Source organism: candidate division KSB1 bacterium (genome assembly GCA_016214895.1).
Classification (GTDB): Bacteria; Electryoneota; RPQS01; order RPQS01; family RPQS01; genus JACRMR01.
Window position 1 is genome coordinate 154,982 of sequence record JACRMR010000012.1, and the last position, 14,656, is coordinate 169,637.

Here is a 14,656-nt window from a genome sequence, read left to right on the forward strand (position 1 = left end):
ATGTTTGCTTTCGCGGGCGGAATGTATTACCTTCTGCCGACGTTGCAAAACGAAAACCGCGTCACATGCGTCTTGGTTGCATGGCGCGTGGACCATGATTCCGATGTGGGTACGACCCGGTGATGCTAACCATGGACTCTTATGACTGACGTTAGTGGTTATGTGAGTATGTCCACGATCCGTGTGGCCGGCGCGATGGCGCATGAACTGAACAATCCGTTGCAGGGTCTGGTCTCGGCCGTCGCGGCGGCAACGATGGAGCTGGGAGCCGATGAGCGAATCGCGCCGCGGCTGCGCCAGATCGAAGGCGGTGTGCAGCGTGTGACGCGGGCAGTGCGCAGCTTCTCAGCACTATACGAACATCTCCCCCGCGATCCGGACTCTGTTCCGCTGGCGGAGTTCACTCAATCCGTATGCGACGCGCTGAACGGATTCGATTTGCGGATCGAGATGGCGGAGACTGTCGATGCGCGGCGCGTGCGATGTCACTCAGCGGAACTGGGGGCGTTGACGGCCGAAGTCGTGTGGGCCGTGTGGGACGGGGCAGAGCGCGCACGCTTGTGGGTGGAAGATCGGGGAGCGGCCAGCGCGGTCTGCATCATGCATCCGGCGGCAGCCGACGCCGCACGCGTGTTCAGGCCGCTGCAGGAAAACGATGGACTCAGCGGACTCCCCGTGGTCCTCGATGAAGTTGCGAGATTGGCCGGGGGGCACCTGGAGTTAGTCTGGAGTCACGACCGAATTGCCGGGATTGCGTTGGTGTTGATCAACGAATGTAAAGGGTAGCGAGGTAGATGGGAATGACACAACCTTATCGCTTGTTGCTGGTGGACGACGATCCGCTCGTCTTGTCGGGCTTCCACGAAACATTACTGCGCGAGGGCTACGATATTGTGACGGCCGCCACCGGGCGCGAGGCGGTGGAGCGGCTGGAAAGGGAAAGTTTTGACGTCGTCCTGACCGACCTGCTGATGCCGAAAGTTAGCGGCCTAGACGTGGTGCGGTGCTGCCTCAAGAAACACCCGGACAGCATCGTCATCGTCGTGACCGGCTTCGCCTCGGTCCGCTCCGCCGTGGAGGCGCTGCGACTCGGTGCTTACGACTATCTGGTGAAACCCTGCGAAGATCAGGAATTGATCTATCGCGTGAAGATGGGCATCGAACGCGTGCAGTTGCAACGCGATCTGCGCACGAGTGAGCTGGACGCGGAAAAGATGCGCGCGATCGCGCAGACCGCGGTCACCGTCAACGACCAGATCAATACTCCGTTAAATGTGATCCTGAACAGCGCAGAGTATATCCGGTTGAATACGCTACCGGATTCCAACGAGGTTCGTCAGTCGCTCGATTTCATCACACAAGAAGTCTCCAAGATCAAGGGTGTGATTCAACGGCTGGCGCGAATCGCCGAGCCGCAGACCAAGGAATACAGCGGCGGCAAGGTGTTCATGGTGGACGTTGAGCGGTCGGGACAGCGAACGATTAACGGCGGCTCGCCGCACCAACGCCGGCGGATCCTCGTCGTCGATGACGAGCAGTTCATGGTTCACACGCTGACCAAGATTCTCGATATGATGGGATTCGACGTGATCGGCGCGTTCGGCGGCCGCGAGGCCTACGAATTGTTCTTGTCGCAGCCGGTGGACCTGGTCGTATCGGACGTGCACATGCCCGACATGAGTGGGCTCGACTTACTGGCGTCGATCAAAACGCAGAACCCGGCGATTCCGGTGATTCTCGTTACCGGATACGGCGTCGAACGCGCCAGCGAGATTATCGGAAAGTGCAAGGCCGACGGCTTTCTCGGCAAGCCGTTTCAGATTCAGGAGTTGAAAGCAATTATCGACCAGACACTCGGTCTGCACCTGCCGATCGAGACGCAAGTCAGCGCGTATCCACACGCCGGGTCGCAACGAGGAGTCGCATGAACGAACGGGCCGCCGGCTTTCCCCAACCGCAAATTACCACCGATCAGGGACAGCCGCCGATGTCTGACATCCGGCGGCTGCTTGTCGTTGACGATGAAGAAGTGATCTGCCAGATCGTGGACGGCTTTCTGTCGCACGATCAGTGGACCGTGGAATCGGCCCGGACGATTGCGCAGGCGCGCGGCTTGCTGGCGGATCGCGAATATAGCGTGATCCTGTGCGACGTCCACCTCGAAGGCGACCCGCTCGAGTTTCTCGCCGAGGTCCGCGAACAGCGGCCCGATGCGCAGCTCATCATGTTTACCGGCGACCCCTCCGTGGACTCCGTGCGCGAAGCGCTGGCGATCGGCGCGTACGACTACATGACCAAGCCCTGCCGGCGCGATGAACTCACGCGTACGGTACAACGCGCATTTGAGAAGCATTTGCTGCTGCGCCGGCAATCCGGATTGCTCAAAGAAAACGAAGCGTACCGAACCGCGCTGGAGCAGATGCTGGAGCAGCGATCGCACCAACTGCGCGAGTCCGAGCGCCGCTATCGAGCCCTGTTCGACAGTGCCGTGGATTGCATCTTCGTCGTGAGTGTCGCGGAAGGCGCGATCGTGGACGCCAATATTGCCGCGGCGCACTTACTCGGGATGTCGCGACCGGACGTGATCGGACGCCAACTCAGCGAGTTCGTCGGCGCGCAGTTCGATCCCCTGCTCGCGGAAGCGGCGACGTCCGCGGTGGCCGAATGGCGACAGGATCGGGTCGCCGTTGCCGGGCCGTCGAATCGACGACGAACCGCGCAAGTCTCGTGCGGCCGGGTGCTGATCGACGGCCAGTCGTGCGTTCAAATCGTGGCCCGCGATCTCACGGATCATCTCGAGTTGATCGAACGGAATGAACTGATGGAGCTGGAGCTGCTCTCCGAACAGCGGCTCGCGGCCATCGGCCTGCTGGCGTCCGGTGTCGCGCACAACATCAACACGCCGCTGATGGGCATCTACGGCGTCGCGCAGCTCATCAAGATGAAGCATCCTGAGATTGAGGATATCGACGGGGTGATTACACAAGTTGACCGGATCACCTCGATCATTCGCAATTTGATGTGGAAGAGCCGACAAGAGCAGGACAGCGCGTATCAAGAAATCGATCTCTGTCAACTGCTGCGCGAAGAGCTGCGGTTCCTGGAGGCTGACCTGGATTTTAAGCACTACGTGGATAAGCAATACAGCCTGTCCACCGACCTTCCCGCGATTTATGGACGGTACAGCGACTTCTCGCAGTCGTTGATGAACGTCGTACGCAACGCGCTGGACGCGATGCATGGCCGTGACGCCAGAGTGCTCAAGGTCGCCGCGGCGGTGCGGGACGGAGAAATCCTGATCAGCATCCAGGACTCCGGTTGCGGCATCAGCGCGGAGGATCGAGACAAGATCTTCATGCCCTTTTTCACGACGAAGCTCATCGTGGGCTCCGACGGCGGACCGACGGGCACGGGACTGGGCCTCAGCACCGTGCAGAAGCTGATGAGTCCTTACGGCGTGCGGTTTGAAATCGAGAGTCAGCCGAACCAAGGGACCACTTTTGTATTCCGCATTCCGACGGAAATTAACAGCCCGCGGCGCGCGCGCGACCGCGCGAAACCATAGCCTCGACTACGTTCACATTCCGCAAACGACGAACCCGCCAGATCACGGCGGGTTCATTGTTTCGGAGCTTACGAAGCGCGAAATCGCGCAAGAATCCGCGCCGCGACATGCTCGTCAGGCTCGTCAAACGCGCGCTCGATCCAGATCACGCGCGGCTCGCGACGGAACCAGGTGAGTTGGCGTTTCACGTAGTGCCGGACGGCCTTTTGCACGTTGGCGATCAGCTCGGCTTCCGTTTGCTCGCCCCGCAGGTACGGGAAAAGCTCGCGATAGCCGTGCGTCGCCAGCGCGTGGCAGTTATGCTCGTTCAGGCCCGTGTTGTAAAGCGCGCGAACCTCTTCGACCAGACCGTCCCGGATCATTCGGACGGCGCGGAGGTTCACGCGCTCGTACGTTTGTTCGCGGTCGCCATAGAGGAAGAAGATCGCGAACGCGTGGCGAAGCGGTTCGGTCGAACGCAGCTGAAGTGACGAGAGCGGCGCGCCCGTGCGACGGAAGACGGCCAAGCCACGCAGCAGTCGATGATGATCGTGGGGGTGGGTCCGCGCCGCGAGCAGCGGGTCGCACTGTTGAAGCTCCGCGTGCAGTGCCAATTCGCCACGCACTGCCAGTTCGGCGCGCAGGTCCGCATAGTCGGTGGGTGATTCGTTGGCCGAATAGAACCCATCCAACAGCGCGCGCAGGTACAGCATTGATCCCCCGACCACGATCGCGGTCCGACCCCGCTCCAGAATGTCCTCGATCCTGGCGCGAGCTTCGCGGGCGTAGTCGCCGGCGCTCCAAGGGTCGTGGATCGAGCGTTCGTCGATGAAATGATGCCGGACGCGAGCGCGCTCCGCGGCGGTCGGTTTGGCGGTACCGATTTCGAGTTCGCGATATACCTGACGCGAATCGGCGGAGACAATTTCCCCTTGCAGAGCCTCGGCAAGGGGAAGCGAAACCGCCGTCTTTCCGGATGCGGTGGTACCGGTCAGTACCAGCAGGCGCAGCGCGCCGTCACTCGGTGCGCTTGAAGCGTCGGTCAAGTTCGGACAGCTTGAGATGAATGACCGTCGGGCGGCCATGCGGGCAGGTCAGAGGAAACTGCGTGGCGAATAGCTCATCGACCAGCGCCGACATTTCGTCGGCCGTCAGCGCATCACCGGTGCGGATCGCCGCTTTGCAGGCGAAGCTCGCCGCGAGCGCATCCCGCGCGGTGAAATTGGCGCGGCGGAATTCGCGGTACTCCTCGACAATCTCCGGGATCATCGCGCTCTCCGAGGCCCGCCGCAGGCCGGAGGGGACGGCCTCGATGCTGTATGTGCGCGCGCCAAAGTCGCGAATCTCGAAGCCAAGCTCGCCGAGGTCGGCGCGGAATTCGTTGAACAACGCGTCGTCGTCGGGATTCAATTCGAGCAGAACCGGAAAGAGTAGTTGTTGTGACTGAAACGTCCGCTGCGTGAAACTGCGCAGGGCGCGCTCGTAGAGAATCCGCTCATGCGCGGCGTGCTGATCGAGGATGACCAGGCCGGAGCGAATCTGCGAGATCAAGTACTTCTGGTGAACTTGAAAGATCGCGGGCTTGAGCAGCGGGACGGGAGGTTCCTCTGACGGTTCTCCCGCGGCCGGAGATTCCGTGTCAGGCGGCGGTTCCGGTGCCGCCGGGAAGCGCGGATCCGCGGGTGACGTGATTCCGGGACGAGCGGGAGCCGCGGTGAACAAATCCGGGATCGTGCTGGCGGACGGCGGACGCAACTGGCTGATCCAGGCATCGGCCGCCGCCGTCGCTTGAACTTCCGCCGCGAGCCCGTCGAACTGGCGCGGCTGCACGTCGCGGACGGCGCGGTAGACCGCCGCGTGAATCAGCTTCTCGTCCGCGAATTTCACCTCCGACTTGGCGGGATGCACATTCACATCCACGAGCGTCGGGTCGAGCTCGATCAGGAGCACGTAGAACGGCCACTCCATCGGATCAAGCTGCTCACGGAGCGCGGCCTTTACCGCTGAGTGCAGCATCGCGCTTTGAATCGGCCGGCGATTGAGAAACGTGTACTGATCGCCGCGGGACTTGCGAAAGAGCTCGGGCAAGCCGACCGCACCGGATACCCGAATACCAGCCTGCTCAAATTTCAGCCACAGCACTTTCGATGCGAAGCCGGTGCCGAACAGATCGTTCAAGCGAGATTCGAAGTCGCCGGCCGGGAGCGTGTACTCCACGGCAGTGTCATGCGTGAACGACCAGGCGATTTCCGGATAGGCCACCGCATATTGCCGAAACACGCGGATCAAATGCGCAAGCTCGGTGGCCGGGCTTTTCAGAAAGCTCGCCCGCGCGGGAGTATTGTAGAATAAGGAATGGACCGCGAGCGATGTGCCGATGGGCATGGCGGCAGGCTCGTCCAATATAATATCGCCGCCCTGAATCCGCAGCAGCGTGCCGCTCGCCGATTCCCTGGCCCGCGACCGCGCTTCGACGAAACTCACCGAGGCAATCGACGGCAATGCCTCGCCGCGAAAGCCCAGCGTACGAATCGCCCAGAGGTCGTCCGACTGTTTCAGCTTGGAGGTCGCATGACGCTCGAAGGCGAGATGCAGATCGTCGTGCGACATCCCGCCGCCGTCGTCAACGACTTGAATCAACTCGCGACCGTGCCCGCTCAGGACCACCTGAATGCGCGTGGCACCGGCGTCAAGCGCGTTTTCGATCAGCTCCTTCAGTGCGGAGGCGGCACGATCAACCACTTCGCCGGCGGCGATTTGATTGACCACCTGCTCGGGAAGGATGCGGATGTTACCCACCCAGTTTCTCCGCGACGGCGTGACGGACGTCGGACACGATCCCGCGCGAACGACCGCGGGCCACGGCCACCTCGGCGAGCAAAGCGGGGCGCTCGGTTTCGGGAATTCCGGGGAGATTGATTAGAACATTCGCCGCCGCGCCTTCGAGTCCCGCGCTCAGCAACTCCGCTCCGGTCGCGGCATCGGAAACCGTGTTCACATTGCCGGTCCTGGCAATGTCGAGCGCGCACTCGAGGGCCCGCAGGCAGGTCTGCATGGTACGCCGGGGAACTTGCAGTGTGCCCATTGCCGCCGCCGCGAGTTCGGCGGCTTTGACCGCGCGCTCAGGGTCGTCACGTTCGGGGAGCTTGTTCGCGACCCGGAAGCGGTTAAAGGCGTCCGTGTCTTCGTCAACGAGCTTGACCAACGCGGCGCGAGCCTCTTCCGTGACCTGCTTAAGTTGCGACAGATGCGGCGCAACGGCGGCGTAGTCTTTCTTGTCCACGGTGAAATTGATGACCATGGTGAGCAGGCCGGAGCCGATGGCGCCGGCAAGTGCGGCGGCACTGCCACCGCCCGGAGCCGCGGACTTGGCGGCAATCTGTTCCACGAATCCCGCGACCGGCTGATAGATGAGCTTCGCGGGAAAGACCGATGATGCCGGGTTCGGAGTTGTGATGTCAGCCATGGAGAGCGTACTCAATTATTTTCGTATCGGGGTCAAATGCACGGAAGGCAGAAAGCGCGAGGCGTTCCTGAACCAGCGCCACAGCGGCTCGTTCGTCTTTGGGGCGTGACAACTTTTCGCGCCAGACGTAATATTCAGCGGCGAGCAATAACGCTTCGAGCGGAATTAACCCGACCACTTCGCTGCCGCTGACTTCGACACCGCGACCGCGCGCCTCGAACGCAACTTGCTCAAAGGCGGTGTGCGGGGCGGTGACCAGGTAGTTGGTGAGGTTCATCGACACCTGACAGAAGCGGTCATTGTCGAGGTACACGCCCATGCCTTTCACCTGACGCAGCGGTCCGGGAATGAAGACCTTCTTGCCGGTCGCGGAAAGCAGCGCTTGCCCGCTCGTGTCCGTCATCGGCCAACCCATCTCGCGCACATGCAGAGCGATGTCTTCGGTCAGTTCCAGATCCGCGGTCCGCAGATTCACGTTGTAGGCCACCAGGAAGAAGCGAGCGCCTGTAATCACACAGCCGGACTGCGCTACGAACGTCGTCGGTCCAAAATCAGGCGTCCATTCCGGCAATCGCAGCTTCGCTTCCAGTGCTTCGTATTCGCCCTTGCGGACCTTGGCCAGATTCTGGCGTTCCGGTCGCGCGGCTGCCGCTTCATAGAGGTAAACCGGTACGCCAAGTTCATTGCCGACCCGACGACCGTACTGCCGCGCAAGCTCGGCGCACTGCGCCATCGTGATCTCGCGCACGGGAACGAACGGCGCCACGTCAACGGCTCCGCTGCGCGGATGTCCGCCTTGATGGGTCCGCATGTCGATCTCCGCGAAGGCCGCGGCGGTCAGGCGAAATGTCGCTTCGACGCAGGCATCCGGCGCGCCCGCGTACGTGATGACGGCACGATGGTAATCCGCGTTCGGGTCCACATCGAGAAGTCGAACGCCCGGTACGGATTTCACCGCGCCGGCGATCCGGTTGATCTTAGCGAGGTCTCGCCCCTCGGAGATGTTAGGGACGCATTCTACGATTGAAGACATGAGTTGCTATTCGGGATTCGGCCATGGTACGCAGACCGCTTCGATCAGCCGGTCCTGCGCGGCACGCGGCAGATGCGGAGAGCCGTGGTAGTTGTTGCAGAGGATGGCGAAGGCCAGGGTGTCGCCGGCTTGTGTCACACAATAACCGGCCAACGAGCACACGTGTGTAATGGTACCGGTCTTGGCGTGGACCTTGCCCACCATCTCCGGCGAAGCGAGGCGATGGGCCATTGTGCCGCTGACCCCGGATACCGCCAACGACGCGATGAAATCCGCGGCGGCGGGATGACGGTGCATGAGCGTCAGGAGCTTTACCAGTCCGCCCGCGCAACAGAGATTCTGCCGGGCAAGTCCGCAACCGTCCTGCAAATCGATTTCGTTGCCGTTAATCCCCCACTGGCGCAGGACGCGCGCAACGGCATCGGCTCCCGCGCGCGCATTGGCAGCGCCGACCGATGCGGCGGCGACGGCACGCTGAACATACTCGGCGGTGAAGTTGTCGCTCTCCTTGTTCATGACCGAGGCGGCGGCGACCAGCCGGTCTGATTCGTATTGGAACAGGGGAAATCGGCCGTCGCCCAGCGGTTCGCCGGATCGGTCCACGCGAAGCTGGCCGCGCAAGATGATACCGCGCTGATCGAGTTGTTGACGAAAGGCCGCGCCGAAATACAGCGCCGGATCCTGGACCGGAATCCACAGATACTCGCCGTCATCGCCGAGCGGTATCTTGCCTTGAATCGTTACCACCGTGTCGCCCGGAACGACGTGATAATCCAGCCAACCCTCTTCGCTGGCGTCGGCGGTCGCCACTTCATTCCGCACGGAAACCGGAGCATACGGCGGATCGACGGCGACGACCGGCGGCAACTCCACGGTCGCGCCCGGCAGAATCGCGAGGCGGCAGACATTGGAGTTGTAGCCAAAGGCGTCAACCGTGGGCGCGAAATTCGAATTGACATCGCCGACCTCCCACAAGTCCGGCGCGCATTCAAGCTTGTAGGGCCAGGTGCGCATGACGAGATCGCCCTCAATCAGCCGAATGCCATGCTCCCACAGGGAATCGGCGAGGGACGCCAGCACCGGATGGCCGAGGGAATCCAGCCGCCGGGGATCGATTAACGGATCGGCGCCGCCTTGCACATAGACGTTGCCATGCAAGGTACCCGCCGCATCGGGCGCCGAGACGGAGAATCCGCCGGTTTTGAAGCGAAAGTCGGACCCGAGGACTTCAAAGGCTGCGGCAGACGTCACCAACTTCGCCACGGATGCCGGAATCAGCATGCGACCGGAATCGCGTTCGAAGACCACGGAGTCCCCGGTAAGAGAGACGAAGCGAATGCTCCACGAAGATCCGCGCAATTGCGGCTGACTGAGGAGACTGTCGGCGAGGTCAGAAAGGGAGAGAGCGGAAACAGGCCGGAACCAACAGAGCAGGAGGAGAAGAGCCGCGAGATAATTCATGCGCCGCCGAGAATCCAATTTGCGATGGGACGCGCTACGGGAGTGATGACGCGACCAAAGATCGATACGCCGGTCAGGCTGGCCAGCAACATCAGACCGAACAGCACCAGGGGACCGAAACGCTCGAACGTGGAATAGCCGGCCTGCCACTCGATGGGGATAATCCCGCGCAGGATGCGCGAGCCGTCCAACGGCGGGACCGGAATCATGTTGAAGACCGCCAGGATGATGTTGATCCACACCCCATAGACGGCGATACGCACGGCGGTTTCCGCGAGATCGCCCGTGAGGAAGCCGGTCGCCCGCAACGCCGCACCGAGCAGAACCGCGAGCACCAGGTTCGAAAGCGGACCGGCAAAGGCGACGATCGCCATATCACGGCGCGGCGAACGGAAATAGTTGAGATCGACCGGAACCGGCTTCGCCCAGCCGAAGCCGACCACCAGCAACATCACCGAACCCAGTAGATCGAGATGCGCGAGCGGATTCAAGGTCAGCCGGCCGGCCGACCGCGCCGTGGGATCACCCAGCCGTGTGGCCGCCAACGCATGACTGAACTCGTGCAGCGTCAGGCCGAGAATGAAGCCCGGAATGAAATACAAGAACTCGCGGTTCATCCGCGGGGGTGAAACGTGCGCATCACCTCGGTCAGATACGTGCGATCCAGATGCGTGTAGATTTCGGTCGTGGTAATGGAGCTGTGTCCCAGCAATTCCTGAACCACGCGCAAATCGGCGCCGCCTTCCAACAGGTGAGTGGCGAAGGTGTGCCGCAGCGTGTGCGGTGAGACGCTTGTTTCGATCCCACAAGCGGCAACCCGGCGCTTGAGAATCGCCCAGAAGCCAAAGCGCGTCAGCGGCTGGCCGCGCCGGTTCAGGAAGACGAAACTGCCCGCGCTCTCCGGCAACGCAAGCGGCTTGCCGGCCCGGTCCGTGCCGCGCATCAACGGTCGCCCGCTGCGAAGGTAGCCATGGAGTCGCGTTCGCGCGATCGAGCTGAGGGGAATCATGCGCTGCTTGTTGCCTTTGCCGGTAACGACGATCACGCCGGCCTCCGCGCGGCACTGATGCAGACGCAATCCCACGAGTTCGGAGGCACGTAAGCCACAACAGTAAGCCACCTCGAACAGCGCCGCATCGCGCCGCTCCTCGGGCGACCCACCGGACACGGACGCGAGCAGGTGATCGATCTCCGCGACGGAAAGCACCGCGGGAAGTTCCCGCCGCAGGCGAGGACCTTCCACGTCGGCGGCCGGGTTCGGAGCGCGATTCTCGGCGGCTCGCCAGCCAAAGTAGCCGCGAATGGCCGACAGTCGCCGCGCCACACTGGCCGCGGATAGCAGCGCGCCGATGGCCGCGAGGTAGTCTTCGATCCGCTGCCGGGTAACCGACTCGACGGAAGCGCCGCGATCCCGCAACCAGAGCAGGAACGCCCGCAAATCGCGAGCGTATCCCTCCAGCGTATGCGCGCTAAGATTGTGTTCGAGCGCCGACTGCGCGAGAAACGAGCGAACATCGCCAATCCCGGCGACGTCAGCCGCGGACGAAAGGATTCGTTCGACGCTCGATCCCGACCGTGGTGGTCGGTCCGTGACCGGGATAGACAATCGTGTCCTCGGGTAGCGTGTAGATTTTGGAGCGAATGTGCGCGTAGAGCTGCTCGTCGCTCGAACCCGGAAAATCGGTGCGACCGACGCCGCCCTGAAACAAGGTGTCGCCGCCAATCAGAATTCCGGACGAGTAGAATACCAGTGAGCCGGGCGAATGACCGGGGACGTGATAGGCCGTCAGCGACTCCTCGCCGAGCGGCAGAATCTCGCCGTCGGTAATCGTGCGATCGGCATCCGGTGAGATGACGCTCCCACCCACAAAAGCGGACAGATTCTTGTGCGGATCGGTGAGCATGGCACGGTCCGCCGCGTGAATCAACAGCGGCAGCCCCGCGAAAGCGGCTTTGATGACCGCGTTCTCCGCAATGTGATCAAGATGGCCGTGCGTGTTGATCAAATAGATGGGTTCCAACCGCTCGGATTCGACCAGCTTGATCGTCCCCGGAGAGTCGCCACCCGGATCGAAGATTGCGGCTTTGCGCGTGCGCTCACACCACACCAGAATTGTATTGATCTGAAAGTCCCCGACGACCCGCGCCACGACCTTCAACATCCGGCCGCTCGGCAGAGTTTGCGGAAATTGTCCGCGATATTCCCACCGAAGACGGCGGTGCCCGCCACCAGCGTGTCGGCTCCGGCGGCGACCACCAGCGGTGCCGTACGTTCGTCGAGGCCACCATCAACGGCGATCGAATACTTGCCCAATTCCTGCGCGCGCCAGTCGGCAAGTTTCTCGAGCTTCGGCAGCACCGACTCGATGAACTTCTGACCGCCGAATCCCGGATTCACGGTCATGACCAGCACCAAGTCAAATTCGCCGAGCACGGGTTCGAGCAACTCAACCGGCGTCGAGGGATTCAAGGCAACGCCGGCTTTGACTCCAAGCGATCGAATGTGCGAGAGACTGCGATGCAGATGCGGGCTGACTTCCTGATGTATCGTGATCGCCGAGGCACCGGCCCGGGCGTATTGATCGACCGACCGCTCAGGCGCCGCGATCATCAGATGCACATCAAGCGGCAGCCTCGTCGCCCGGGAAAGCTGCGCGATCAGCGGCGGACCGAACGTCAGGTTGGGCACAAAGTGACCGTCCATGATGTCGCAATGCAGGAGCGTCGCTCCGGCCGCTTCGCACTGCCGGACTTGATCGCCAAGCTGAAGAAAATCCGCCGCCAGGATGGACGGTGCAATGCGGAGCGGAAAGCTCAATCGCGGGTTCCTTTGCTATTCGGCATTTCCCTGAATGGCGACGACAAGATCAATCGAAGTGCCGCGCTCTACTGCTTCGCCCGACTTGATTGATTGACCGATCACCGTGCTCGGGTCGTACAACATCGTCTCCTTGCGCACGATCTTGCCGAGCTTGAGCCCCGACTCGCGCAGAATCACGAGCGCCTCACTCAAGGGGTGATCAATCAAGACCGGAACGTAAAACTCCTCCGGTTCAATGCCCATCGACACCGTGAGCCTGACCGCGGCGCCCGGCTCGACGGGCTTGCCCGCCGCGGGCTCCTGATCGACAATCCGGCCCTTGGGCATCTGCGAGGAAAAACGATAGCGCACTTCGGCATCCCCACTGACCAGTCCGGCGTTCTTGCAGCGCAACTGGGCATCGCGCAGGTCCAGACCGATCATGTCGGGTGTCAGGTCGCGGGCCGCCGCCGCGGCCGGGACCACGTGAATCTTGCGCCCCGGCTTGGCCAGCGCGCCGGCGGAGGGACGCTGCTCGAGTATCGTGCCCTCGGCCACGCGGCCCGCCAGCTTGGAGTTCTCTTCCAGTACCAGAAAGCCCGCGGAATCTGCGCGTCGCACCGCCTCAACCCGGTTCAAGCCGAGCAACTGCGGCACCGGATGTTCACTGCCCTGCCGCGTATAGAGCGGCATGATCATGCGATCAACCAAAAAGAAAACAAACAAGCCCGCGACCAGCGCCGCGAGCGTGATTTGTGCCGAATCGCTTGAGAGGACGTCGCGAAGTTTAACTCGCCAATTCATGAAGGTGCGAAATACAGGATGGGCGGCCAGCCGCCGGCAGACCGTTGCTCAGTGCGCCGATCGCCGCATGCGCGCGGCATAGGCTCCGTCCGTATCATGGAGATGCGAAAAGGTCGCCATGTCGCCGTGCTCATTTACCACGGCCTCCGGGACGAACCCGCGCGCATCTTCCTTGTGAAACTCCGGGAACTGATGCAGAAATTGATTGACGATCTCGTGATTCTCCGAGGGCAAAATGCTGCACGTGGAATACACCAGCACGCCGCCCGGCTTGACGGTCTCCGCCGCCTTGCTCAAAATCTCCAACTGCAACCGGTGCTGCGCGGGCAGGTGATGACTGCGACGACGCCAGCGCACGTCGGGCTGACGACGCAATAATCCCAGCGCTGAACACGGCACGTCGGTGAGGACCTTGTCAAAATATACTCCCGACATCTCGCGCGCGTCCTGCGCCCGAAATTCCACATTAGTCAGACCCGTACGAACGATGTTCTCCTTCAGCAGTTCGAGACGGTCAATGGCCACGTCGGTCGCCAGAATCCGACCGGTCCCCGCCATGCGATCCGCGATCGCCAGCGTCTTGCCGCCGGGCGCCGCACAAGCGTCCAGAATGTGATCGCCCGGCTCGGGAGACAGCAACTCGACAACGAGGCCGCCACTCTCATCCTGCACGTTCACCAAGCCGCGATCCAACAACGGTTGAATCAAGTGCAACGGAGTCTGATGCAAGCGGAGATAGTGCGGCAGCAAGGGAGAAACTTCCGCCGTGATTCCGCGTTCGCGCATGCGGGCCAGCACATCCTCGATCGACGCGCGTTGCAGATTGACGCGCACCGTCAGCGGTGCCCTGGTATTGTTGCGCTCCAGCGCCTGCTCGGCGGCCTCCTCCCCGAATTGATCGACCAACTGCTTGACGATCCAACGCGGATGCGAATGGAAGAACGCCAGCTTGCCGATATCGTCCGTGTCGGCTTCGAGAATATTCCAACGCTCGCGCTCACGCGCCAGCCGACGCAAAATCGCATTGATTAAGCCAGCCGCGGACTTCCCCAGTCGCTGCACCGCGATCTCCACGGTCTGACTCACCGCCGCGTGGTCCGGGATGCGCTCCTGCACGTAGAGCTGATACGCCCCCAACCGAAGTAACACACGGATCAGGGGATTCGCCTTCTGGTAATCCCCGTGAAAGACCGGAGTCACCACTCCATCCAGCCGGCCACGCCAGCGAATTACTCCCCAAAACAGGTCCGCCGCCAGCGCGCGGTCGCTGCCGCGAAGTTGCGATGAAGTGAGGTGCCGGGAAAGCAGTTCGTCCGCATACTCGACCCCGGACTCGAATTCGAGTAATGCATCTACGGAAATGGCGCGCGAGTTGACCGGAGCTGTGGTAGTGTGCGTCATTGTAACCGTCCTTCCTAATTTATCATTTTCGCAGGAAAACGCAAGGTTCTCCTGAACCTGCTGCTTGACAATCCGCTGGATTTGTCTTTATTTACACGCGTCCGACAGGATGTCAGTTTCCAAATGCGCCCACAAATCTTACAAATA

General features: G+C 61.9%; 14 protein-coding genes. 3 read left to right on the plus strand and 11 right to left on the minus strand.

Annotated elements, in window-relative coordinates; genetic code table 11:
• Positions 1-141: 141 nt before the first annotated feature.
• From HZB60_06885 to HZB60_06895, 3 genes are read left to right on the plus strand one after another with little or no spacing between them, the layout of a single operon-like run.
• Complete coding sequence (locus HZB60_06885; protein ID MBI5059485.1) at positions 142-786, plus strand: HAMP domain-containing histidine kinase; 645 nt, start codon at positions 142-144, stop codon at positions 784-786.
• A 14-nt stretch (positions 787-800) separates the two neighbouring features.
• Positions 801-1,928 carry a response regulator gene (locus tag HZB60_06890; protein ID MBI5059486.1) on the plus strand — a complete coding sequence of 376 codons (1,128 nt, stop codon included), beginning with the start codon at positions 801-803 and terminating at the stop codon, positions 1,926-1,928.
• Positions 1,925-3,565: a response regulator gene (locus HZB60_06895; protein ID MBI5059487.1), complete on the plus strand. Its 1,641-nt coding sequence runs from the start codon at positions 1,925-1,927 to the stop codon at positions 3,563-3,565. The genes HZB60_06890 and HZB60_06895 overlap by 4 nt, the downstream gene beginning before the upstream one ends.
• Positions 3,566-3,633: 68 nt before the next feature.
• Here HZB60_06895 and miaA read toward each other — a convergent pair whose 3' ends face one another.
• Genes miaA through rsmB form a run of 11 tightly spaced genes read right to left on the minus strand, consistent with a single transcriptional unit; the run spans position 3,634 to position 14,509 of the window.
• Positions 3,634-4,590 (minus strand): tRNA (adenosine(37)-N6)-dimethylallyltransferase MiaA, encoded by a 957-nt coding sequence (gene miaA / locus HZB60_06900; GenBank protein ID MBI5059488.1) that lies wholly within the window; start codon positions 4,588-4,590, stop codon positions 3,634-3,636.
• Positions 4,562-6,343: a DNA mismatch repair endonuclease MutL gene (gene mutL / locus HZB60_06905; GenBank protein MBI5059489.1), complete on the minus strand. Its 1,782-nt coding sequence runs from the start codon at positions 6,341-6,343 to the stop codon at positions 4,562-4,564. Before mutL ends, miaA begins: the two co-directional genes overlap by 29 nt.
• Complete coding sequence (locus HZB60_06910; protein ID MBI5059490.1) at positions 6,336-7,010, minus strand: cyclodeaminase/cyclohydrolase family protein; 675 nt, start codon at positions 7,008-7,010, stop codon at positions 6,336-6,338. Before HZB60_06910 ends, mutL begins: the two co-directional genes overlap by 8 nt.
• Positions 7,003-8,043: a glutamate formimidoyltransferase gene (gene ftcD / locus HZB60_06915; protein ID MBI5059491.1), complete on the minus strand. Its 1,041-nt coding sequence runs from the start codon at positions 8,041-8,043 to the stop codon at positions 7,003-7,005. The genes HZB60_06910 and ftcD overlap by 8 nt, the downstream gene beginning before the upstream one ends.
• A 6-nt stretch (positions 8,044-8,049) precedes the next feature.
• Complete coding sequence (dacB, locus tag HZB60_06920) at positions 8,050-9,504, minus strand: D-alanyl-D-alanine carboxypeptidase/D-alanyl-D-alanine-endopeptidase (GenBank protein ID MBI5059492.1); 1,455 nt, start codon at positions 9,502-9,504, stop codon at positions 8,050-8,052.
• Positions 9,501-10,121, minus strand: a complete 621-nt coding sequence (locus HZB60_06925) for a site-2 protease family protein (GenBank protein MBI5059493.1) — start codon at positions 10,119-10,121, stop codon at positions 9,501-9,503. Before HZB60_06925 ends, dacB begins: the two co-directional genes overlap by 4 nt.
• Positions 10,118-11,110 (minus strand): tyrosine recombinase, encoded by a 993-nt coding sequence (locus HZB60_06930; GenBank protein ID MBI5059494.1) that lies wholly within the window; start codon positions 11,108-11,110, stop codon positions 10,118-10,120. The genes HZB60_06925 and HZB60_06930 overlap by 4 nt, the downstream gene beginning before the upstream one ends.
• Complete coding sequence (locus tag HZB60_06935) at positions 11,037-11,666, minus strand: MBL fold metallo-hydrolase (protein ID MBI5059495.1); 630 nt, start codon at positions 11,664-11,666, stop codon at positions 11,037-11,039. The genes HZB60_06930 and HZB60_06935 overlap by 74 nt, the downstream gene beginning before the upstream one ends.
• Positions 11,660-12,322 carry a ribulose-phosphate 3-epimerase gene (gene rpe / locus HZB60_06940; protein ID MBI5059496.1) on the minus strand — a complete coding sequence of 221 codons (663 nt, stop codon included), beginning with the start codon at positions 12,320-12,322 and terminating at the stop codon, positions 11,660-11,662. Before rpe ends, HZB60_06935 begins: the two co-directional genes overlap by 7 nt.
• A gap of 15 nt (positions 12,323-12,337) precedes the next feature.
• On the minus strand, positions 12,338-13,108 hold the full coding sequence (locus tag HZB60_06945) for a PASTA domain-containing protein (GenBank protein MBI5059497.1): 771 nt from the start codon (positions 13,106-13,108) through the stop codon (positions 12,338-12,340).
• A 48-nt stretch (positions 13,109-13,156) separates the two neighbouring features.
• Positions 13,157-14,509, minus strand: coding sequence for a 16S rRNA (cytosine(967)-C(5))-methyltransferase RsmB (gene rsmB / locus HZB60_06950; GenBank protein MBI5059498.1), 1,353 nt, complete (start codon positions 14,507-14,509; stop codon positions 13,157-13,159).
• Between the last annotated feature and the right edge of the window lie 147 nt (positions 14,510-14,656).

Coding starts and splice junctions, on each gene's coding strand:
- HZB60_06885 (MBI5059485.1), top strand. CDS start 142: ATGACTGACGTTAGTGGTTATGTGAGTATGTCCACGATCCGTGTGGCC.
- HZB60_06890 (MBI5059486.1), top strand. CDS start 801: ATGACACAACCTTATCGCTTGTTGCTGGTGGACGACGATCCGCTCGTC.
- HZB60_06895 (MBI5059487.1), top strand. CDS start 1,925: ATGAACGAACGGGCCGCCGGCTTTCCCCAACCGCAAATTACCACCGAT.
- HZB60_06910 (MBI5059490.1), bottom strand. CDS start 7,010: ATGGCTGACATCACAACTCCGAACCCGGCATCATCGGTCTTTCCCGCG.
- ftcD (MBI5059491.1), bottom strand. CDS start 8,043: ATGTCTTCAATCGTAGAATGCGTCCCTAACATCTCCGAGGGGCGAGAC.
- dacB (MBI5059492.1), bottom strand. CDS start 9,504: ATGAATTATCTCGCGGCTCTTCTCCTCCTGCTCTGTTGGTTCCGGCCT.
- HZB60_06925 (MBI5059493.1), bottom strand. CDS start 10,121: ATGAACCGCGAGTTCTTGTATTTCATTCCGGGCTTCATTCTCGGCCTG.
- HZB60_06935 (MBI5059495.1), bottom strand. CDS start 11,666: ATGTTGAAGGTCGTGGCGCGGGTCGTCGGGGACTTTCAGATCAATACA.
- HZB60_06945 (MBI5059497.1), bottom strand. CDS start 13,108: ATGAATTGGCGAGTTAAACTTCGCGACGTCCTCTCAAGCGATTCGGCA.
- rsmB (MBI5059498.1), bottom strand. CDS start 14,509: ATGACGCACACTACCACAGCTCCGGTCAACTCGCGCGCCATTTCCGTA.